The organism is Vibrio sp. 10N.222.54.E6 (genome assembly GCF_041473955.1).
Lineage (GTDB): Bacteria > Pseudomonadota > Gammaproteobacteria > Enterobacterales > Vibrionaceae > Vibrio > Vibrio tasmaniensis_A.
Map to the genome: position 1 here is coordinate 282,370 of NZ_JBFRTD010000008.1, position 21,532 is coordinate 303,901.

The following is a 21,532-nucleotide window of genomic DNA, read 5'->3' on the forward strand; positions in this document are numbered from 1 at the left end:
CATCGGAGCACTCATGAGCACTAAACTGCAGTCACAATTAAAAAACTACCACTGGAAAGGCATAAACAGCTCAGGCAAAAAGGTGTCAGGGCAAACCTTGGCACTCGCTGAATTAGAAGTACGAGAAAAGCTCAAAGATCAGCATATTCAGATTAAGAAAATCAAAAAGAAAAGCATCTCAGCAGTCACTCGTTTAACACACCGAGTCAAAGCCAAAGACATCACCATTTTGACTCGACAACTTGCGACCATGCTTGCCACTGGCGTGCCTATCGTTCAGGCCATTAAGCTAGTGTCAGACAATCACCGTAAAGCTGAAATGAAATCAATTCTATTGCACATCTGTCGAGGTGTCGAAGCGGGAACCCCTATATCAAAAGCGATGCGGACGGCAAGCTCTCACTTTGACGACCTGTACACCGACTTGGTCGCTACTGGCGAGCTTTCCGGAAACCTAGCGCAAGTCTTTGAGCGCTTAGCAACCTATAGAGAAAAGAGTGAGCAGCTAAAGTCTAAGGTCATAAAAGCACTGATTTACCCCACAATGGTGGTCGCTGTCGCTTTGACTGTCTCTTACTTAATGCTCACCATGGTCATTCCTGAATTTGAATCGATGTTTTCAGGCTTCGGGGCAGATCTCCCTTGGTTTACTCAACAAGTACTCTCCCTTTCGCATTGGGTACAGGCTTACAGTCTTTATGCTGCTGTTGGCATATGGTTAGTCACATTATTTACCTACCAACTACGTCAACGGTCTTATTCCATTCGTTTATCATTCAGCCGTCTAGGCTTGCGATTCCCTATTCTTGGCGGAGTATTGGCCAAAGCCTCAATCGCCAAATTCAGCCGAACCTTATCAACCAGTTTTAGTTCAGGGATTCCTATTTTAACCAGCCTGAAGACCACAGCCAAAACCGCAGGTAACTTGCATTATGAATCGGCCATCATCGAGGTTCATCGTGAAACTGCCGCTGGCATGCCGATGTATATCGCGATGCGCAATACCGATGCCTTTCCTGAGATGGTTTTGCAGATGGTCATGATAGGAGAAGAGTCCGGTAACCTTGATGACATGCTCAATAAAATCGCATCTATTTATGAATTTGAAGTCGACAACACCGTCGATAATTTAGGTAAGATTCTAGAGCCACTGATCATCGTATTTTTAGGCACCGCTATTGGTGGGCTTGTTGTCGCGATGTACTTACCGATCTTTAATCTTATGAGTGTGTTAGGATAGCTAAAAGCAACCAAACACCCCTCAAGCAGAGAACCACTGCTTGTATTGATTAAGTGGTAAAGGACACTATGGAAGTATTTCACTACTATCCTTGGCTATTCCCCGTATTAGCTTTCATTTTTAGCCTTCTTATTGGCAGTTTCCTCAACGTAGTCATACACCGTTTACCGATTATGATGGAACGAGAGTGGCAACAAGAGTGCTCGGAGTATTTCTCTCAATATAAAATTCCAGCGCCAGAGGGGAAGTTCAATCTCAGTATCCCTCGTTCGGCTTGCCCGAAATGTAAAACCCAATTAAGAATCGTCGACAATGTTCCAGTATTAAGCTGGTTGTTCTTGAAAGGTAAGTGTCATAGCTGTGCTAACCCAATCAGTGCTCGCTATCCATTGGTCGAACTGCTGACTGCAATACTATGCACCGTAGTGGCTAGCCACTTTGGTTTCAGTTACTACGCCATTGCTTTGATTTTTTTCACCTTTGCATTGATTGCCGCAACCTTTATCGACCTAGATACCATGCTGTTACCTGATCAAATCACCTTACCTTTGGTTTGGTCTGGTATCGCTTTGGCACTGTTTAACATCAGTCCTGTATCGCTTCAAGATTCCGTCGTTGGCGCAATGGCTGGCTATCTAGCTTTGTGGTCTGTTTATTGGTTGTTCAAGCTACTAACAGGCAAAGAAGGCATGGGATATGGAGACTTCAAACTCCTAGCCGCATTAGGTGCATGGCTGGGGTGGCAACATCTGCCGATGATCATCCTTTTATCTTCGCTTGTCGGCCTTGTTTTCGGATTAACTCAGCTTCGCCTGAAACAGCAAGGTATAGATAAAGCGTTCCCATTTGGACCTTACCTGGCGATTGCGGGTTGGGTAAGTTTGATGTGGGGCAATGACATCATGGGTTGGTATTTCACTTCTGTACTAGGGATTTAATCATGGCAATCATTATCGGATTAAGCGGTGGGATCGCCAGTGGTAAAACGACGGTAGCTAATCTCTTCAGCGAACATTTTCACATTGATATTGTCGATGCTGATATCGTGGCACGTGAAGTGGTGGCGTTGGGCAGTGAAGGTCTAAAACAGATTGCGACTCATTTTGGTGAAGAGGTATTGCTCGAAGATGGGGCGCTAAACCGAGCTAAACTGCGCGAAGTGATCTTTTCTGATCCCACAGAGAAACAATGGCTCAATGAACTGCTTCACCCTATGATCCGCGACAAAATTGACAGTGACCTGTCTAAAATCACATCCCCATATGGTTTATTAGTCGCACCGCTATTGGTTGAAAACCAAATGCAAGGCATGACCGATCGCGTATTAATCGTTGATGTGCCGGTAGAAGTGCAAATAGAACGTACGATGAGTCGCGATAATGTTTCTAGGGAACAAGTTGAATCAATATTAAAATCACAGGTATCAAGAGAACAGCGCTTAGCAGTTGCAGATGACGTGATTAAAAACCATACTAAAAACCAAGAACTTTTGCCTCAAATCACAGATTTACATCAAAAGTATCTGGCAATCAGTGCTGTAGATGGGTCAGAATAGAACAATGTTGAATGAAGGTTTGCTCGATGATCACCCATAAATTTGAACATCCTCTAAATGAGAAAACACGCATCTACTTAAGAGTTGAATCACTCTTGAGGCAGTTACACCTGTCTTCTGCATTTTCCGATGCTCAACAGTATCAACTCTTTTTCCGTTCTATCTTTGATCTGATTGAAATATTCGAACAGATACAACTTAAGAGCGAACTCGCAAAAGATATTGAGAAACAGCGTGTAACCTATAAAAGTTGGTTAGATGTTGAAGGTGTCGATCAAGAGATGCTGACATCATTGCTCAATGATATTAGTCATATCTATCGTGAACTGATGCAGGCGGAACGTTTTGGGCAATCATTAAAAGAGGACCGCTTCCTTAGCGCCATTCGTCAACGCTTTAACTTGCCAGGTGGCTCATGTTGCTTTGATTTACCGGCTCTACATTATTGGCTTCATCTTCCTCTTGATAAGAGAGTTAGAGATGCTGAGACATGGATGAATAGCCTACAGCCTCTGTATGAAGCACTAACACTATGGTTGAAGCTCACCAGAGAGACTGGTCACTTTAAGGATCAGATCGCTCGTACAGGTTTCTTCCAAAGCGATGCTGATGAAGCGAATATCCTTCGCCTTTCAATTCCAATGCAGTACGGTGCCTACCCGATGATCTCGGGACATAAAAACCGTTTCGCTATTAAATTTATGAGCTTTGAAACTGGGCAAGCCTGTACTCAAGATATTGAATTTGAGTTGGCTATCTGCAGCTAATTCATTTCCTTTATTGTTTGGCTTGAGTCCTCACTCGAGCCTAAACTCACTATTATTACACCTTCAAATTAAGAATCACTATGTCGAAGAAAATCACCATCGTTAAATGCCCTCAATGTAACACTGACGTTGAATGGGGCGAACAAAGCCCGCACCGCCCGTTTTGCAGCAAGCAATGTCAGATGATTGATTTCGGGGAATGGGCTGACGAAGAGAACAGCATCGCTGGTGCTCCAGACATGTCGGATAGCGATGGTTGGTCGGAAGACCCACACTAGGCGCGAGTAGCGAGTAGCGAGTAGCGAGTAAATTTTGAAGGGTTGGCGTTTTACGGCAATCCTTTTTTATTGCCTATAACACGGCACTAATGGGGATTCCCTACTCCTTCCTTCGTCAGTCTAGGGAATGACAGCTCCTGTTGATTCAAAAACTCCCTCAGCGGTTCGACAGCCTATCAAGGTATCAAGGCTTGTCATTCGTCATCCTCAAGAGTGAGGAACGAGCAAGTTGGAGATCTCTTACCTGTGAGACTCTAAATAGCAGACACAAAAAAGCGGAGCCAAATGGCTCCGCTTTTATCGATAGAATGCAAAAAGAATTACTTCTTAGTAAGCTTCTCTTTAATACGAGCTGACTTACCAGAACGCTCACGTAGGTAGTACAACTTGGCACGACGTACTGCACCACGGCGTTTAACTTCGATGCTATCAACCATTGGAGAGTGAGTTTGGAACGCACGCTCTACGCCTTCACCGTTCGAGATCTTACGAACTGTGAATGCAGAGTGTAGACCACGGTTACGAATAGCGATTACAACGCCTTCGAAAGCCTGTAGACGCTCACGGTCACCTTCTTTTACCTTAACCTTAACTACAACAGTGTCACCTGGTGCGAATTTAGGAAGGTCTGATTTTAGTTGCTCTTCTTCAAGAGCCTTGATGATGTTGCTCATTTGTATAAATTCCTAGAATAAACTGATACTAAATTTAATAGGTTACTGCTTGCTTTTCGTTAAGAGCGTTGCTCTTTAATGAATTCAGCCAGTAATTGTTCCTGTTCGTCAGTCAGAGCTAGGTTTTCCAGGAGTTCTGGTCTTCTTAGCCAAGTTCGGCCCAACGATTGTTTCAATCGCCAGCGACGAATGTCCTTATGGTTTCCAGACTTGAGTACCGATGGCACATCTTTATCGTCTAGCACCTCAGGGCGCGTATAATGGGGACAATCTAGCAAACCATTTGCAAAAGAATCTTCTTCTGCTGATGCGAAATCTCCAAGTACACCCGGAACAAACCGAGATACTGAATCAATCAACGTCATGGCTGGCAGCTCGCCACCCGTCATCACAAAATCTCCAATCGACCATTCTTCGTCGACTTCAGATTGAATGATGCGCTCATCTACCCCTTCATAGCGACCACAAATAAGAAGCAAGTTCTCGTTTGTTGCCAGCTCTTCAACACCTTGTTGGTCGAGTTTACGACCTTGAGGTGAAAGGTAAATAACCTTCGTCTTTCCCGGTGCTGCCTGTTTGGCTGTTTGGATAGCATCGCGCAAAGGCTGAACCATCATTAACATGCCAGGACCACCACCGTAAGGTCTGTCATCAACAGTGCGATGTTTATCATGAGTGAAATCACGAGGATTCCATGTTTCAATAGATAAAAGACCTTTTTTAACCGCTTGACCTGTTACTCCAAAATCAGTAACAGAACGGAACATTTCAGGAAAAAGGCTAATAATGCCAACCCACATGTGTTCTCTCGCTCTGTAATTTGGAGTTAGAATCCAGGATCCCAGTCAACTTCGATCCGGCGAGCTTCGCGATCAACTTTCTTGATCACTTGCTCTTCAAGGTACGGGATTAACCGTTCCTTTTGGCCAAAAGCATCTTTAAGATTTGCTTTGATTACTAGAACATCGTTCGAGCCAGTTTCTAATAGGTCAGTGACCTCACCAAGGTTGTAACCTTTAGTGGTAAAAACTTGCATACCGAACAATTCGCGCCAGTAGAATTCATCTTCTGACAATTCAGGTAATGAAGCAGGGTCAATAGCAATTTCAAAGTTGGTCATCAGTTGCGCGTCTTCACGTACATCTAATCCCGCTAGCTTACATACATAGCCTTGACCATGACGTTTCCAGCTTTCAACTTTATACTCAACCCACTCGCCCTTTAGCTTTAAATACCAAGGACTGTAATCAAATATGCTTTCAGCATTGTCTGTGTAGGAGAACACTTTAAGCCAGCCACGAATACCATAGGTAGACCCAAGTTTACCCATAACAATTCTTTCGTTTTGCTCGCTCATCGTTTCTTTACCCTTCATCGACATAAGCTATTTCTCTTTTTAAAAAAGAATTAAGCCGCTTTTTGAGCGTCTTTAACTAGCTTAGCTACGCGGTCAGATAGAGATGCGCCTTGACCAACCCAGTGGTTAACACGATCTAGGTCTAGACGTAGACCTTCTTCTTGACCTTGAGCAGTAGGGTTAAAGAAACCTACTTTCTCGATGAAACGGCCAGTTACAGAGTTACGGCTATCCGCAACTACGATTTGATAAAATGGGCGCTTCTTTGCACCGTGACGTGCCAAACGAATGGTTACCATGTCGTCCTCTTTGCTTTCTTAATAAAATAATTAACCCCAAGTATAAGTAAATAGCTTGGGGTCTCGTGCCAAATTAAAGCCCCGGAATTTTACTCTTATTCCGGGGCAATGCAAGGGCTTTAGCTATTTTTTCACCAACATAGCCACCGCTCACTTTCTGTGACACGGCTAACACTATGAAAAGTAACGTAGCTAAAGCTTACATTTGTAGATTATCGGCCAAACGGGTTAAAACCACCACCCATTCCGCCCATACCTCCACCGCCGCCCATCATGCCTTGCATGTTGCGCATCATGCCTTTCATTCCACCTTTCTGCATTTTCTTCATCATCTTCTGCATTTGAGTGAACTGTTTAAGCATACGGTTTACATCTTGTACTTGCGTACCAGAACCTGCAGCAATACGCTTTTTGCGTGAGCCTTTGATTAGGTCTGGGCGCTGACGCTCTTTCATTGTCATAGAGTTGATGATCGCTTCCATTTGCTTGAACATCTTGTCATCAACTTTATCTTTAACGTTGTCTGGTAGCTGAGACATGCCTGGAAGCTTATCCATCATGCCCATCATGCCGCCCATATTTTTCATCTGACCAAGCTGCTCGCGGAAGTCTTCAAGGTCAAAACCTTTCTTCTCTTTGAACTTCTTAGCCAGTTTCTCTGCTTTCTCGGTATCAACGTTCTTCTGTAGATCTTCAATAAGAGACAGTACGTCGCCCATACCTAGGATGCGAGAAGCAACACGATCTGGGTGGAATGGTTCTAGTGCGTCAGTTTTCTCACCAACACCTAAGAATTTAATCGGCTTACCTGTGATGTGACGAACAGACAGTGCAGCACCACCACGCGCGTCACCATCCACTTTCGTTAAGATAACACCGGTTAGTGGTAGCGTATCGCCAAAGGCTTTTGCAGTATTCGCAGCATCTTGACCTGTCATAGCATCAACAACGAACAGCGTCTCTACTGGTTTAATGGCAGTATGAAGCTCTTTGATTTCACCCATCATCTCTTCATCGATAGCCAAACGACCGGCAGTATCGACAATTAGCACGTCGTAGAATTTCTTCTTCGCGTGGTCGATTGCAGCGTTTGCAATATCAAGAGGCTTTTGGTCAGCTGAAGATGGGAAGAAGTCGACACCCACATCGCTTGCTAAGGTTTCAAGCTGTTTGATCGCGGCTGGACGGTAAACGTCGGCAGACACAACCAAAACTTTCTTCTTATCACGCTCAGTCAGGAGCTTAGATAGCTTACCTACCGATGTGGTTTTACCCGCACCTTGTAGACCCGCCATTAAGATAACGGCTGGCGGTTGTGCTGCCAGGTCAAGAGCCTCGTTAGACTCCCCCATCACAGCTTCAAGTTCAGCTTGAACGATCTTAATGAATTCTTGACCCGGGGTGAGAGATTTAGAAACCTCAACACCTACAGCGCCTTCTTTTACGCGCTTAACAAAATCGCGGACAACTGGCAGTGCAACGTCGGCTTCAAGTAGCGCCATACGTACTTCACGCAGCGTCTCTTTAATATTGTCTTCGGTCAGGCGACCTTTACCGCTGATGTTTTTCAGCGTTTTGGATAGACGATCCGTTAAATTATCAAACATAGTTTTCTCTTCGCTCAAAACTGCGACTATTACTGTGAGTATACATTAGCGCGGATTAGAGTCATACCCGTTGTGGAGCGTTAATCATCCACGCATGTGATGTGAGACATTATTCACTTGGAATTGAATGAGGTTCACCATAGCCCCAAAGAGCGATGCGAGGTATAATTCGCCAATTAGTAATCATTTAAATGGATACCATGGACAGTCTTATTGCGATCGCAGCAGCCTTTCTTTATACAATGGCGATTTTCACGATCATTCCAGGTCTCGTGCACCAAACAGGAATCCGTGTAAAAACGGTGTTTATCAGCGCATTACTTGCTTTAGCTTTCCATGCTTGGTTGCTTGGCGATTTAATCTTTAATGCCAGTGGTCAAAACCTCAGTATCTTAAACGTTGCTTCTTTAATCAGTTTAATCATATCTGTGGTCATGAGCGGTGCTATGCTCAAAACCCGTTTGTGGTTCATCTTGCCGGTTGTTTATAGCTTCGCTGCTCTAAATCTAATGGCTGCCACTTTTCTTCCTAGTACCTTCATCAAACACTTAGAGAATGACCCGAAGCTGTTGCTACACATATCTTTAGCTCTGTTCTCATACGCGACACTTACCATCGGTGCGCTATACGCTATGCAACTCGCGTGGCTAGATCACAAACTTAAAAAGAAAAAAGCCTTAGTGATAAACCCTAACCTACCTCCTTTAATGATGGTGGAAAGACAGCTTTTCAAGATCATTTTAATCGGTAATGGTTTGTTAACAGGTACTTTATTAACTGGACTTATCTTCGTACAAGATATGTTTGCTCAAGGTAAAGCACATAAAGCGGTATTGTCTTTTATAGCTTGGGTTATCTATTCCATCCTTCTTTGGGGTCACTATCAGAAAGGTTGGCGTGGGCAAAAAGTCACATGGTTTGCCCTTGCGGGTGCCACCATGCTCACATTAGCTTACTTCGGTAGCCGCTTCGTTCAGGAAATAATCCTGAATTAGTCAGTATAATGAAGGCAAGGTCTCACACACCTTGCCTTTAAAATATTGAGTACGATACATTCAATTGACATCTCGACCATGTTCGGTCATAAATTAATCAAGATACAAAAAAAAGGAAAAGAATAGTTTTGGACGACATATCAACGGGTATCTTATTTGCGCTACTCGCGTGTCTCATTGTAATTTCTGGTTATTTCTCTGGTTCCGAAACGGGCATGATGTCCTTGAACCGCTACCGTTTAAAGCACTTGGCCAATACGGGTCATAAAGGTGCCAAACGCGTAGAAAAACTTCTAAGTCGCCCAGACAGATTGATTGGCCTTATTCTCATCGGCAACAATCTCGTCAATATTCTTGCATCCGCGATCGCGACTATTCTTGGTATGCGTATCTACGGAGATATCGGTGTTGCAATCGCAACCGGAGCCCTGACCCTGGTGATCCTCGTGTTTGCTGAGGTTACACCAAAAACCATTGCTTCTCTTTTCCCTGAACGAGTTTCTTACGCCAGCAGCATTCTATTAATAATACTGATGAAGGTGCTATCTCCATTGGTTATCTTGGTCAACTTTATTACCAATGGCTTCATTCGTATCTTAGGCGTTAAAGCTAACCATGATGCAACCGATCATCTAAGCTCAGAAGAACTCAGAACCGTAGTAAATGAAGCGGGTAGCCTAATACCACAGCGTCACCAAGATATGTTGGTGTCTATTCTCGATTTAGAACACGTCACCGTGAATGACATAATGGTGCCACGTAACGAGATCACCGGCATCGACATCACTGATGATTGGAAATCGATCGTGCGTCAGCTCACTCATTCACCTCATGGTCGCATCGTGTTGTACCGTGATCAGATAGATGAAGTGGTTGGCATGCTGAGGCTACGTGAAGCTTATCGCTTGATGCTCGAAAAGAACGAATTCAATAAAGAGACCCTGCTGCGTGCTGCAGATGAGATCTACTTTATTCCGGAAGCGACACCGCTTAACACCCAACTGCTTAAATTCCAACGCAACAAACAGCGTATCGGTTTGATTGTTGATGAGTATGGCGATATTAACGGTTTGGTTACCCTCGAAGATATTCTCGAAGAGATCGTGGGCGAATTTACGACTTCAATCGCACCAAGTTTATCTGAAGAGATCACACCACAAAGCGATGGTAGCTTCTTGATTGAAGGCAGCGCTAATATCCGAGATATCAACAAAGGTTTGCAGTGGGCACTGCCTACCGATGGACCAAGAACACTTAATGGTTTGATACTGGAGCATCTTGAAGATATTCCAGAGAGTCACCTGAGTGTTCAGGTTGCCAGCCATCCAATGGAAATTGTTGAGCTCGAAGAGAATCGCATCAAGCTGGTGCGTGTGTTTCCGCAGATCGTAAACGGATAGAGGCGACTCATTATATGAGAGTAACCCACTGAGTTACCAACTAAGTCCCTCTACAACAAAAGGCCCGGTTCATTGAACCGGGCCTTTTAGTATCTAGCTCTTTTTGTATCTAGCTCGCTCACTCTCTAGTGCAAAATGTATCTAGAGTGAAGCGCATTCAATGTGAACCAAAAATGATTAGTCGATTTTAAGCTCTTGAAGCATCGACTCTGGCAATGCCAGTTCATCATTTTTGTTTACTGAAATACCGGTAGCGATGATTGCATTCGCAATCTCTTTAGCTTCATCTAAGGAATGCATTGCCGCAGTACCACACTGGTATTCGTTCAACTCAGGGATCTTATTCTGGTTCTCAACTTTCAGTACGTCTTGCATAGCCGCTAACCAAGCTTCAGCCACTTGCTGCTCTGAAGGCGTACCAATCAAGCTCATATAGAAACCGGTACGACACCCCATAGGCGATATATCAATGATTTCAACCGCAGAGCCATTGAGGTGAGCACGCATGAACCCAGCGTATAGGTGCTCGAGAGTATGAATACCTCTCTCAGATAGGATATCTTTGTTTGGCGCAGTAAAACGCAGGTCAAATACCGTAATGGTATCCCCTTTTGGGGTTTGCATTGTTTTAGCAACACGAACTGCAGGTGCGTTCATGCGCGTGTGATCAACAGTAAAACTATCTAATAAAGGCATTGCTATTCTCCATGACGATTGGCTTTAAAAAAACCAACTTCGATTGTCTTCTAGTTCTTTTCGGCACTGTTTAAGTTGCCATCCATAATCTTTTGCTTGCTGTTCGACTTTGCGAGCCACCTTAATCAACGATGGTTTGCTGTTGTATGATTTGCGCTTATAGCCACCACGGCCTTCATGATAAGCCAGATATTGGTTATACGGGTCCCATAATGAGATTCCTAACTGACGGCGCGTCTCGCTGGTGTACCAACCAATGAACATTAATGCATCATCAAAATTGGTTCTCGAACCACCATTATTGGTCGCTTTTTGAAAGTCTTCCCAAGCAGGGTCTTGAGCTTGTGCATAGCCATAGGCACTACTGACTCTTCCCCACGGTATAAAGCCAAGAATATAATCTTTTGGTGGACGCGCATCATGTCGAAAGCTGCTCTCTTGTTTAACAAAAGCCATCGCGACGTTAATCGGTGTGCCCCACTCATCTTGCATATCGACCGCATCTTCATACCAAGAAGGGTGCTCTCTGAAGATGCTGCATATATTATTTTGCTGCTTAGGAGGAGGCGTCGCACATCCAACCAATAGGCTAGAGACAATACCAACAGTCACGACTGGTAACCATTTTCCACCCACATGAGTAGACTGACCTAATAAGGCTTGCTTCCTTTCCACCAAAGTCTCGCTATGCTTTTAAATATGAAAAATAGTCCGTTAAGAAACTATCAAAATCTTGAGTGCTCGCTTCTTCACTTTGCTGTTGAGCAATGACAGAGCGTTGAACTTCCGCTTCCATTAACTCAGCAGAATAAACTTTATATTGGTGTGCCTTGTGTTGTTGAGCATACGTTTTTCCTAACGCACAACCCACTTTACCCAAACCACCCAATTTCTTGGTCTCTTCTAATAACTGGCCAGAAATGGTCAACTCAGGGTTATCAATCCAGGCTTCAAGCGTATCGCACGTTTCTTGGTATGCACGACCACCTTGCTCAGCATCCATCAACTCAGCGATAACTCGAAGATCTTTGAATACATTTTTAGCCCAGTCTTGCAGAGACAGTCTTTCTCCATCACAACCAATCTTGAGCTCTAAACCAACCTGACGACCTTCTAAGATCACCTTGTTCCAGTTATCGCGCCAGCATTCAAGTTCGCAGTTATCCATCTCAGCAGAGTCTGATAACACGCTCCACGTTAGGAATAAATCTAAGAAGCGAACTTGCTGTTCATTGATGCCAATTGAACTGAATGGGTTTACGTCTAAAGAGCGAACCTCGATGTACTCAACGCCAGCACGAGCCAGTGCTTCAGATGGTTTCTCGCCACTTTTCGCCACACGCTTAGGACGGATTGGAGCATAAAGCTCATTCTCAATTTGCAGTACGTTGCTATTTAGTTGACGGTATTCCCCATCAACCTTAGTGCCAATCTCAGCGAATTCTTCTGATGGTGTGCGAATAGCTTGATTCAAACCTTCAAGGTATTGGTCTAGGCTGTTGAAGCCAATCTTCAGTACACTTTGCGCACTGTTGGTGTAACCAAGGTCACTTAAGCGCAATGCCGTTGCTTTGGGTAGATACAGTGTTTCTCCAACCTTTTCAAAAGGTAGGTTGGTTTCTCTTCCTTTGATAAAAGAAGAACATAGCGCAGGTGAAGCACCGAAGAAGTATGGGATTAACCAACCAAAGCGGTAGTAATTACGAATCAAACCGAAGTACGCATCTGATTTAGCTTCGCAACGCGCTTCTTCGGTTTGCTCTCCAAACAGACTGTCCCAAAAGCTTTCTGGGAAAGAGAAGTTGAAGTGAACACCCGAAATAATCTGCATCAGACTACCGTAGCGACGCTTTAGGCCTTCACGATATAGCGTCTTCATCTTACCGCTGTTAGAAGTACCGTATTGCGCAAGCTGAATGTAATCTTCACTCCCCACATAACAAGGCATAGAGAGTGGCCACAGCTTTTCGCCGTCTAACTTGGTTTGAGTGAAGTGATGGATATCAGACAACTGATTCAAAAGCGTCGGAACGTCGTTAGAAACAGGCGTGATAAACTCCAGTAGCGACTCAGAGAAATCGGTCGTTACCCATTCGTTCATCAACGCAGATCCTAAAGCCTTAGGGTGCGGCCCAGTAGCAAGATGCCCATCTTCCGTGTAGCGCAATGTTTCCCTTTCAACACCACGACCAAATTGAGAGAAGGTCTTAGGGTTGGTTGCAACTTGCTTTAGTCGCGCAGCAAAATCAATCAAAATTCTGTTCACTTATCTTATATTGTTCTTATTAGAACTATCATAAATTAGGTTGGAGGAGAAAAGTAGAATCTCTTCCCTCCCCCTTTAATGTGTACTCTAACGAATGATTTCAAGCTCTTCTATTGGAATATCTAACTTTTCTAATTGAGGGCGCAGCGAAGTCGCGTCACCAACAACAATTATTTGATAATCATTCGGGTCAAACCATTTCTTCGAGAGCTCATTTAAAGTCTCTTTTGAAACCGTTTCTACTATCTGGTTGCGCTGCTGTAGGTAGTCTTCATCAAGGCTCAGCGTAACAATATTACTCAACAATCCAGCCTTTTGACTTGGTGTTTCGTATTTAAGCGCATCTTGTTGACCGACGGCAAGGCGCATAAATTTCACCTCTTCGTCAGTTAATCCACTCTGACTAAATTCATTTAGCTCAGCAATAAACTCTTGAATTGATGGAACCGTCGCATTGGCTCTAACTTGAGCACTAAACACTACCGCACCAGTTTCACGCGTACTCGCAAAGTAACCGCTTGCACCGTAAGTGTAGGCTTTGTCTTCACGCAGGTTCTGGTTGATGCGGCTATTGAAGTTACCGGCTAAATTAAAGTTAGCCAATTGACTTAAATACAATTCACCGGTCGCATCAAACGGTAACCCTTTACGAACTAAGCGTACAATACTTTGTGGTGCTCCCGGCTTATCCACTAAGTACAAGTTCTGGCCCGAAAGCTCCTTGATGATCTGTGGACGAGTGAGTGGTGCAGCGTCACCTTGCCATTCTTCAAAGAACTGAAGCTGCTTTCCAACCTCCTCCTTCGTGATGTCCCCTACAATAACAATATTAGCTCCCTCAGGAGTATAGTGCTGACTGTAAAACAGTTTTACATCGTCTAGAGTTAACGATTCTAGAGAATCCTTGGTGCCATCACTCGCTCGACCAAAAATACTGCTACCGAACAACACCTCTCGGGTTGCTTGAGAAGCCATCCAGCTCGGTTGTTGATGCTGATACACTACGCCTTCTAACATCTGACTCTTAACGCGTTCGAAATCTTGAACATCAAACTTAGGCTCAAATAGAACTTCTTGCACGATCGCTAAGGTTTGAGGCAGGTTTTTCTCTAACGTCGAGACCGAAATATCTGTGGTATAGCTGCCAGCACTAATGCTAACGCTACTACCAAGCTTATCTAAGGTGGCCTGTAACTCTTCAACCGTTCGTTTAGTCGAACCTTCTTCCATCATCGATGCAGTTAGGTTCGCCAAACCCTCTTGACCTTTACCAACATAGCGCTCACCCGCAGGGAGTTGAATTTGTAGCTGCACTGTCGGCGTTTCGCTAGTCACAGTACCAATCAAGTCAGTACCATTAGCAAAATGCATGCGATACAGCTCAGGCATGGTCGCTTCAACACCAAAGTTCACTTCAGGCATCACGCTGCGATCAAATGTGTTCGGTGCCTTTCTGAAATCCAATTGTTCTTCTGTCACTTTGCTGTATTCAGGAAGGGTACGAGCAGGAGTGCTAAATGTAGCCTCGCGAACCGCTAAGTCGAGTTTTTTCTTAGGAACCACACTCAAGGTAACCTTGTGCTTACCTTCGATAAAATCTCGGTACGCCTTGCTTACGCTTTCAGGGGTAACAGATCGGATTTGATCGAGTTTTGATTCAATACGATCAGGCTGGCCATAGAAGGTTTGATTTGACGCGAGCTGTGAAACCTTGCCTCTAACACTTTGCAGTGCAAACACCGCATTCGCTTCAGCCATGCCGGTAATTTGATCTAGACGATCTTGTTCCACACCGCCTTTCGAAAATTGTTCTAGGGTTTCCATCAGTTCTTTATTAAGAACCGTCAAATCCCCCTTTTCACCTGAGTCACCCATCGCATAGACATACATAGTACAAGCGAGCTCAGCACAATCGTGGAAAGAGCCTGCACTCACCGCTTTTTGCGTTTTTACGAGGTTTTGGTACAGATAACTGTTGGTCCCTGAACCTAACACGTTAGACAGCGCATTCAGTGAAGCTTGCGTATCTTCACCGCGGTAGGTTGTTGGCCAACCAACAAGCACCATCGGCTGACGAACGTTGTCTTCTAACGTGATGTACTTATCTTCTGTTAGAACAGCTGGTTGCTTCTCAGCAGCCTTAACTTCCGGACCTTGAGGGATTGGGCCAAAATACTGATTAACCCACTCTAGCGTGTCATCAACGTCGATATCACCACCGATAGTCAGTACCGCATTATTTGGGCCGTACCAACGTAGGAAGAACGCCTTAAGGTCATTCACATCAACACGGTCTAGATCTTCCACATAACCGATTGGTTGCCATGAGTAAGGATGACCTTCAGGGTAAAGCGCTTCACCCATGCGTTCCCACATCAAGCCATAAGGACGGTTTTCATAACTTTGAGCACGTTCGTTTTTAACCGTGCCTCTTTGAACTTCGAATTTCTTCTGAGAAACCGCATCCAATAAAAAACCCATTCGGTCTGATTCTAACCACAACATTTTCTCAAGTTGGTTAGATGGAACGGTTTCAAAGTAGTTAGTACGATCACGGTTAGTCGTGCCGTTTAACGAGCCACCCGCCTCGGTAATGATCTTAAAGTGCTGCTGGTCACCGACGTTCTCAGAGCCTTGGAACATCATGTGTTCGAAGAAATGAGCAAAGCCCGATTTGCCTATTTCTTCACGAGCTGAGCCGACATGATAGGTCACATCCACATGTACAAGAGGATCAGAATCATCAGGGGAAAGAATAACTGTCAGGCCGTTTTCAAGCTGATATTTGGTGTAAGGGATCACCACTTTATCTTTAGAAGGCTTAACCTCTTCTAACAGAGTGACACCTTCAGGTAACGAGGAAAAGAAGGGTGTAGAGCTAGGTACATTGTAAGAACAGCCTGCAATGGCGATAAGAGAAAATGTACCAAGTAAAACCTTTTTCATAGGTTCTCCTTAGAAAAAACCGAAGTAGATAGCAGCAAGTAAGCTGTAGCGAGCGGCTTTGCCAATCGCTATCAAAATAACGCTAGGAATAAATTTCATTCTTAACCAACCCGCGGCTAAGCACAAAGGGTCACCAATGATCGGCAACCAACTGAATAACAGTGTCCAATAGCCATAGCGGCTCAGCCAAGCCATAGCCTTATGACCATGCTTTTCAGATTGAGTTCGATTAGGCAGCCACAAACCAATCCAATAGTTGGTCAGCCCGCCTAAAGTATTACCGAGTGTCGCCAGAAGAATGATTGATGATGTTGAGAACTGATCTAAGCTCAATGCTGCAACAAGGCTTGCTTCTGAGCCCCCTGGTAACAATGTGGCACTCAAGAAGCCACTAATGAAGAGCACCCACAGCGCCGAGTCAGAAAACCACAACGCTATGTTTTCAAAAAGAGAATTAAAGAACTCTAGCACTGCATATTAACCTTCTTGCATTTTAAGTAGTACCTTGCCTCTGGTGTGTCCGGTTTCTACTTGTAGATGCGCCGACTGTGCTTCATCTAACGGGTAGATAGTTTGAATTTCTGTTTTGAGCAACCCTACGCTAACCATGTAAAGCATAGTGTCCATTTGCTCTGGATTTGGCTCAACGAGCATACCTGAAGCGGTGAAACCCAATAATGTCGCTTTCTCGCAAATTAATTCAGCAGACAGCGTAGGCACCGTTACCACTCTCGCACCATCTTTCAAACACTTCAACGCATCAAGCGCGGTATCACCACCCACTAAATCAATCAGTACATCAACATCAGAGACTCTTTCCGATGCTGGCGCAAATTTATAGTTAATCGCATGAGCGCCTAACGTAGCAAGGTAATCAAGGTTAGCCTCGCTGCAGGTCGTGTAAACCTCAGCTTTTGCAGCCACTGCGATTTGAACCGCAAGGTGACCAACGCCGCCGGCGCCCGCTAAGATGAGTACGCGATCGCCCTCTTTCACTTCCGCTTTGTTAAGCGCTTGTGCTGCGGTTTGGCTAGCGAGTGGTAAAGCTGCAGCCGCTTCTAACGCAACCGAGTCTGGGACCATACTTAATGCGACTTCTGGAACACACACATACTGGCTATAACCGCCACCTTGCAGTGGAAAACCAATAAATCCGGCTACGTTATCACCAACAGTAAAACGCTCTGCCTGTTCGCCTAGCGTAACAATTTGCCCTGAAATATCGTAACCAGGAACCCAAGGAAGGTTGTCTTTGTTTTGTGCTGCCGCCCAACCAAGGCCAGCACGGGTTTTTACATCAATAGGATTAACGCCTGAAAAGGAAACTTTAACCACCACTTCTCCGGCCTTAGGCTCAGGAATAGTACTGGTTTGAATACTGAGGTTTTCGACGCCGCCGAATTGAGTAATCGCAATCTGTTTATTTTCCATTTCCACATTTCCTTGATTGATAGAAGCCCTGATGAGTAAGCACCCTAATTAATAAAAAGAAAGGGATGCGAAAGCATCCCTTTGACTATAAACCATTTAATAAGGCGAAGTTAACCGCTCATGCGTAAATTGACGACCAATTAACGTAACGAGCAGCATAGCCAAGTAACTCATTAACCTACGAGAGCTAATAGGATACCCGCAGCAACGGCACTACCAAGTACACCCGCTACGTTCGGACCCATCGCATGCATCAACAGGAAGTTCTGAGGGTTTGCCTCAAGTCCAACCTTATTCACAACACGAGCCGCCATCGGAACCGCTGATACACCAGCGGCGCCAATCAGTGGGTTAATGTCTTCTTTCGAGAAGCGGTTCAGCAGCTTCGCCATCAATACACCACCAGCCGTACCAATACTAAACGCCACCGCGCCTAAACCTAGAATACCCAGTGTCTCTAAGTTCAAGAACGTATCCGCTTGAAGCTTAGAGCCAACACCTAGGCCAAGGAAAATAGTCACAACGTTAATCAGTTCGTTTTGGGCTGTTTTTGAAAGACGATCAACCACACCCGCTTCGCGCATTAAGTTACCCAAACAGAACATACCTACTAGAGGGGTTGCTGATGGTAGGAACAAAATCGTCATAAGCAGTACAGCTAGCGGGAAAAGGATCTTCTCAGCTTTGCTTACATGACGAAGTTGAGCCATCTTAATTTGGCGCTCTTCAGGAGACGTTAACGCTTTCATGATTGGTGGCTGAATAATAGGAACTAAAGCCATGTAGCTATACGCCGCTACCGCAATCGCACCTAATAGATCAGGAGATAGCTTGCTCGCCAAAAAGATCGCGGTTGGGCCATCGGCACCACCAATGATCGCAATTGACGAAGCATCTGCCATTGAGAACTCCATTCCTGGTACATAGTTCAGCAAGATCGCGCCAAATAGCGTTGCGAATATACCAAACTGAGCAGCAGCCCCGAGCCACAGTGTTTTAGGGTTAGCAATCAACGCACCAAAGTCCGTCATAGCTCCAACACCCATAAAGATCAGCAGTGGAAAAATGCCAGTTTCAATACCAATGTAGTAAACGTAGTAAAGCAAACCGCCGGGATCCGTGAATCCAGCATTTGGAATATTGGCTAATACAGCACCAAAACCAATAGGTAACAGCAGTAAAGGTTCAAACCCTTTGCGAATTGCCAAAAACAACAGTGAGCAACCAACCAACATCATACAGATCTGGCCGAACTCAAAGTTAGCAATCCCTGTTTCAGACCATAAGGTCATCAATCCTTCCATGGTGCTCCCTTACGCTAAGCTTAGTAGTGGAGCGCCTACAGTAACTGCATCGCCTTCTTTAACATTCAATTCTTGAACGATACCACTGCGAGCAGCTCGTACTTCCGTTTCCATTTTCATCGCTTCTAGGATCAGAAGAACATCACCTTCGGCCACTTCAGCACCCGCCTGAACGATGACTTTAAAGATGTTGCCGGCTAATGGAGCTGGAACCGCTTCTGCATCAGAAGCCGCAGCAGGTGCTGCTTGAGCTGCTTGTGCAGGTTTCGCTGATGGAGATACCGATGTCAGTTCACCTTGAGGGCCAACTTCAACATCATAAACTTGACCATCAACCTTCACGCTGTAGCTCTCAATGCCGCCAGCAGCAGGTTGTGGTGCCGCCGTAACAGGAGTTGCAGCTTCAGCCGTTGGTACAGGTTCAAACGCTTCAGGGTTGTGACGGTTTTTAAGGAACTTAAGACCCACTTGTGGGAATAGTGCGTACGTCAGTACATCATCAACGGTATCTTCAGCGAGTGAAATACCATCTGATTTCGCTTTTTCTAAAAGGTCAGTCGTTAACGTATCCATTTCAGACTTAAGTAAGTCAGCAGGACGACACGTGATTGGCTCAGCACCATCTAACACTTTCGCTTGCAGTTCAGCATCAACCTCAGCAGGAGCTTGACCGTATTCGCCTTTCAGTAGACCCGCAGTCTCTTTAGTGATGCTCTTGTAGCGCTCACCCGTTAGAACGTTGATAACCGCTTGAGTACCGACAATCTGAGAAGTAGGTGTTACCAAAGGAATGTAACCCAACTCTTTACGTACGCGTGGGATCTCTTCTAGAACTTCATCCATGCGATCGGCAGCGCCTTGCTCTTTAAGCTGGCCTTCCATGTTGGTTAACATGCCGCCAGGAACTTGAGCGATCAAGATTCGAGAATCGACACCTTTTAGCTGGCCTTCCCATTTCGCATACTTTTTACGTACATCACGGAAGTAAGCCGCGATTGGTTCGATTTGGTCTAGTTTGAGATTCGTGTCGCGCTCTGTGCCTTCTAGCATAGCAACAACCGTTTCGGTTGGTGTATGGCCGTAAGTACAGCTCATAGAAGAGATTGCGGTGTCTAGAATATCAATACCCGCTTCAACAGCTTTAACGGCTGTAGCGGTTGATAGACCCGTTGTCGCGTGGCTATGCAGCGCTAGAGGCACATCACAAGACGCTTTGATGCGAGTGATTAGCTCTTCCGCTTCATAAGGCTTTAATAAACCTGACATATCTTTGATGCATAGTGAATGACAACCTAGATCCTCTAGGCGCTTAGCCAAATCAACCCACGTATCTGAGTTGTGAACCGGACTGGTTGTGTAAGACAACGTACCTTGAGCGTGGCCGCCAACATCAATCGTTGCTTTCACTGCGGTTTCAAAGTTACGTACGTCATTCATCGCATCAAAAATACGGAATACGTCCATGCCGTTACTATGGGCACGTTCAACAAACTTTTCTACTACATCATCCGCGTAGTGACGGTAACCCAATAAATTTTGACCACGCAGTAGCATCTGCATTGGTGTGTTGGGCATCGCTTTTTTCAGCTCTCGTAAACGTTCCCACGGATCTTCTCCAAGAAAACGGATGCACGAATCAAACGTTGCGCCGCCCCAAGTCTCAAGTGACCAGTAACCGACTTTATCCAGTTCTGCCGCAATTGGCAGCATATCTTCGATACGCATACGAGTAGCAAATAGTGACTGGTGCGCGTCACGAAGTACCACATCTGTGATAGCTAGTGGTTTAGACATGCTCATAAACTCCTTTTTAATCCTTTAAAATGCTACTTAGCAGTAGACGCACGGTATTGATGAACCGCGGCCGAAATTGCTGCCACTACCTGTGGACTAACAGCTGAAGGGTTTGATTGTGATTTTTGAATTTTTTTAGGTGCTGCGATCGGCTCCGGTACTTCTTCTGGTACCAGTTTTGACATCAACCGAACGAGGTAAACTAGAATAGTTAAGAAAATAAAGACAACGGACATCCCCGTTATCATTAGAGTCGCCGCATCTCCTAGCAGGCTTCCAATATTAGTCATGTTGCTTCCTTTCTTCGTCATCCTGACATACGTACAGGATTTCAGCGAATAGTGATCCCGACCCATGGATTATCTCGATTGGTAAAAGTTTGTCAATTTTGTTTAAGGTTCTGTTACGGATAACGCACACATAAGGTTAATTATTCGCCTATCAGATCACATAAATCTGTCAAATGAGTCATTTTTAGATATTTAAACTGTGACTTAAACGGGGCTTTTCTGAGAATTGATATGAGAAAGGTAGAATAACAAAGAAGCAATCAAGAATTACTTTAAATACAACAAGTTAAAAACACCACAAATTTAACATTGTTGCAACAAATTTACAGAAGACATAAAAAAAGCCTCGTAAAAACGAGGCTTTCTCTAATAATGTGGTGCGCCCTGGAGGATTCGAACCTCCGACCGCCTGGTTCGTAGCCAGGTACTCTATCCAGCTGAGCTAAGGGCGCAACGGTTTCGATATTAAGCAGTTAATTAAGGCAATAAAGCAAAACTAAACATTCAACATCAGGATTAGTAAAAACCCTAAATAGTGGTGCGCCCTGGAGGATTCGAACCTCCGACCGCCTGGTTCGTAGCCAGGTACTCTATCCAGCTGAGCTAAGGGCGCAACGGTTTCGATATTAAGCA

Annotated in this window: 21 protein-coding genes and 2 tRNA genes; 7 read left to right on the plus strand and 16 right to left on the minus strand. The window is 44.8% G+C overall.

Features of this window, described 5'->3' with window-relative positions:
- The first annotated feature begins 13 nt into the window (after positions 1 to 13).
- The 5 genes from AB4513_RS04130 to yacG all read left to right on the plus strand — a co-directional run bounded on the left by AB4513_RS04130 (position 14) and on the right by yacG (position 3,840).
- Positions 14 to 1,240, plus strand: a complete 1,227-nt coding sequence (locus AB4513_RS04130; protein ID WP_009847603.1) for a type II secretion system F family protein — start codon at positions 14 to 16, stop codon at positions 1,238 to 1,240.
- A 68-nt stretch (positions 1,241 to 1,308) separates the two neighbouring features.
- The gene (locus AB4513_RS04135; RefSeq protein ID WP_009847604.1) at positions 1,309 to 2,178 is read left to right on the plus strand and encodes an A24 family peptidase; all 870 of its coding nucleotides are present in this window, start codon (positions 1,309 to 1,311) and stop codon (positions 2,176 to 2,178) included.
- A gap of 2 nt (positions 2,179 to 2,180) precedes the next feature.
- Positions 2,181 to 2,795 carry a dephospho-CoA kinase gene (gene coaE / locus AB4513_RS04140; RefSeq protein ID WP_009847605.1) on the plus strand — a complete coding sequence of 205 codons (615 nt, stop codon included), beginning with the start codon at positions 2,181 to 2,183 and terminating at the stop codon, positions 2,793 to 2,795.
- A 26-nt stretch (positions 2,796 to 2,821) separates the two neighbouring features.
- Positions 2,822 to 3,562 (plus strand): cell division protein ZapD, encoded by a 741-nt coding sequence (gene zapD, locus AB4513_RS04145; protein WP_102257744.1) that lies wholly within the window; start codon positions 2,822 to 2,824, stop codon positions 3,560 to 3,562.
- Positions 3,563 to 3,642: 80 nt separating this feature from the next.
- On the plus strand, positions 3,643 to 3,840 hold the full coding sequence (gene yacG / locus AB4513_RS04150; RefSeq protein ID WP_017056605.1) for a DNA gyrase inhibitor YacG: 198 nt from the start codon (positions 3,643 to 3,645) through the stop codon (positions 3,838 to 3,840).
- 320 nt (positions 3,841 to 4,160) lie between these two features.
- On the opposite strand, the gene rplS is transcribed toward yacG, so the two are convergent.
- The 5 genes from rplS to ffh form a co-directional block, all read right to left on the minus strand.
- A complete protein-coding gene (gene rplS, locus AB4513_RS04155; RefSeq protein WP_009847607.1) occupies positions 4,161 to 4,514 on the minus strand; it encodes a 50S ribosomal protein L19 in 354 nt (117 codons plus the stop codon).
- A gap of 59 nt (positions 4,515 to 4,573) precedes the next feature.
- Positions 4,574 to 5,314, minus strand: coding sequence for a tRNA (guanosine(37)-N1)-methyltransferase TrmD (gene trmD, locus AB4513_RS04160; RefSeq protein ID WP_009847608.1), 741 nt, complete (start codon positions 5,312 to 5,314; stop codon positions 4,574 to 4,576).
- Between the two features lie 26 nt (positions 5,315 to 5,340).
- Positions 5,341 to 5,895 (minus strand): ribosome maturation factor RimM, encoded by a 555-nt coding sequence (rimM, locus tag AB4513_RS04165; protein ID WP_009847609.1) that lies wholly within the window; start codon positions 5,893 to 5,895, stop codon positions 5,341 to 5,343.
- A 26-nt stretch (positions 5,896 to 5,921) separates the two neighbouring features.
- Positions 5,922 to 6,170: a 30S ribosomal protein S16 gene (gene rpsP, locus AB4513_RS04170; protein WP_004735508.1), complete on the minus strand. Its 249-nt coding sequence runs from the start codon at positions 6,168 to 6,170 to the stop codon at positions 5,922 to 5,924.
- A gap of 212 nt (positions 6,171 to 6,382) precedes the next feature.
- Positions 6,383 to 7,777 carry a signal recognition particle protein gene (ffh, locus tag AB4513_RS04175; protein WP_004735506.1) on the minus strand — a complete coding sequence of 465 codons (1,395 nt, stop codon included), beginning with the start codon at positions 7,775 to 7,777 and terminating at the stop codon, positions 6,383 to 6,385.
- A 200-nt stretch (positions 7,778 to 7,977) separates the two neighbouring features.
- Here ffh and AB4513_RS04180 point away from each other — a divergent pair, with 200 nt between their 5' ends.
- Together AB4513_RS04180 and AB4513_RS04185 are read left to right on the plus strand one after the other, a co-directional pair.
- Complete coding sequence (locus tag AB4513_RS04180) at positions 7,978 to 8,772, plus strand: inner membrane protein YpjD (RefSeq protein WP_065678058.1); 795 nt, start codon at positions 7,978 to 7,980, stop codon at positions 8,770 to 8,772.
- A 128-nt stretch (positions 8,773 to 8,900) separates the two neighbouring features.
- Positions 8,901 to 10,172, plus strand: a complete 1,272-nt coding sequence (locus AB4513_RS04185) for an HlyC/CorC family transporter (protein WP_102249164.1) — start codon at positions 8,901 to 8,903, stop codon at positions 10,170 to 10,172.
- 177 nt (positions 10,173 to 10,349) lie between these two features.
- Here the strand turns inward: AB4513_RS04185 and luxS are convergent, their stop codons facing one another.
- From luxS to AB4513_RS04240, 11 genes are all read right to left on the minus strand, one after another.
- Positions 10,350 to 10,868 (minus strand): S-ribosylhomocysteine lyase, encoded by a 519-nt coding sequence (gene luxS, locus AB4513_RS04190; RefSeq protein ID WP_009847612.1) that lies wholly within the window; start codon positions 10,866 to 10,868, stop codon positions 10,350 to 10,352.
- Positions 10,869 to 10,892: 24 nt separating this feature from the next.
- Complete coding sequence (locus AB4513_RS04195) at positions 10,893 to 11,543, minus strand: hypothetical protein (RefSeq protein WP_009847613.1); 651 nt, start codon at positions 11,541 to 11,543, stop codon at positions 10,893 to 10,895.
- A 10-nt stretch (positions 11,544 to 11,553) separates the two neighbouring features.
- Positions 11,554 to 13,122, minus strand: a complete 1,569-nt coding sequence (gene gshA / locus AB4513_RS04200) for a glutamate--cysteine ligase (RefSeq protein ID WP_102257857.1) — start codon at positions 13,120 to 13,122, stop codon at positions 11,554 to 11,556.
- A 99-nt stretch (positions 13,123 to 13,221) separates the two neighbouring features.
- Complete coding sequence (locus AB4513_RS04205; RefSeq protein WP_009847615.1) at positions 13,222 to 16,080, minus strand: pitrilysin family protein; 2,859 nt, start codon at positions 16,078 to 16,080, stop codon at positions 13,222 to 13,224.
- 9 nt (positions 16,081 to 16,089) lie between these two features.
- On the minus strand, positions 16,090 to 16,551 hold the full coding sequence (locus tag AB4513_RS04210) for a YqaA family protein (RefSeq protein WP_004735497.1): 462 nt from the start codon (positions 16,549 to 16,551) through the stop codon (positions 16,090 to 16,092).
- 6 nt (positions 16,552 to 16,557) lie between these two features.
- On the minus strand, positions 16,558 to 17,511 hold the full coding sequence (locus tag AB4513_RS04215) for an NADP-dependent oxidoreductase (RefSeq protein WP_009847616.1): 954 nt from the start codon (positions 17,509 to 17,511) through the stop codon (positions 16,558 to 16,560).
- 173 nt (positions 17,512 to 17,684) lie between these two features.
- Positions 17,685 to 18,815 (minus strand): sodium ion-translocating decarboxylase subunit beta, encoded by a 1,131-nt coding sequence (locus tag AB4513_RS04220; RefSeq protein ID WP_009847617.1) that lies wholly within the window; start codon positions 18,813 to 18,815, stop codon positions 17,685 to 17,687.
- A 9-nt stretch (positions 18,816 to 18,824) separates the two neighbouring features.
- Positions 18,825 to 20,609, minus strand: coding sequence for a sodium-extruding oxaloacetate decarboxylase subunit alpha (gene oadA, locus AB4513_RS04225; protein WP_009847618.1), 1,785 nt, complete (start codon positions 20,607 to 20,609; stop codon positions 18,825 to 18,827).
- Between the two features lie 32 nt (positions 20,610 to 20,641).
- Positions 20,642 to 20,899 (minus strand): oxaloacetate decarboxylase subunit gamma, encoded by a 258-nt coding sequence (locus AB4513_RS04230; protein ID WP_004741884.1) that lies wholly within the window; start codon positions 20,897 to 20,899, stop codon positions 20,642 to 20,644.
- Positions 20,900 to 21,274: 375 nt separating this feature from the next.
- Positions 21,275 to 21,351, minus strand: a tRNA-Arg gene (locus AB4513_RS04235).
- A gap of 84 nt (positions 21,352 to 21,435) precedes the next feature.
- A tRNA-Arg gene (locus AB4513_RS04240) sits at positions 21,436 to 21,512 on the minus strand.
- Positions 21,513 to 21,532: the final 20 nt, after the last annotated feature.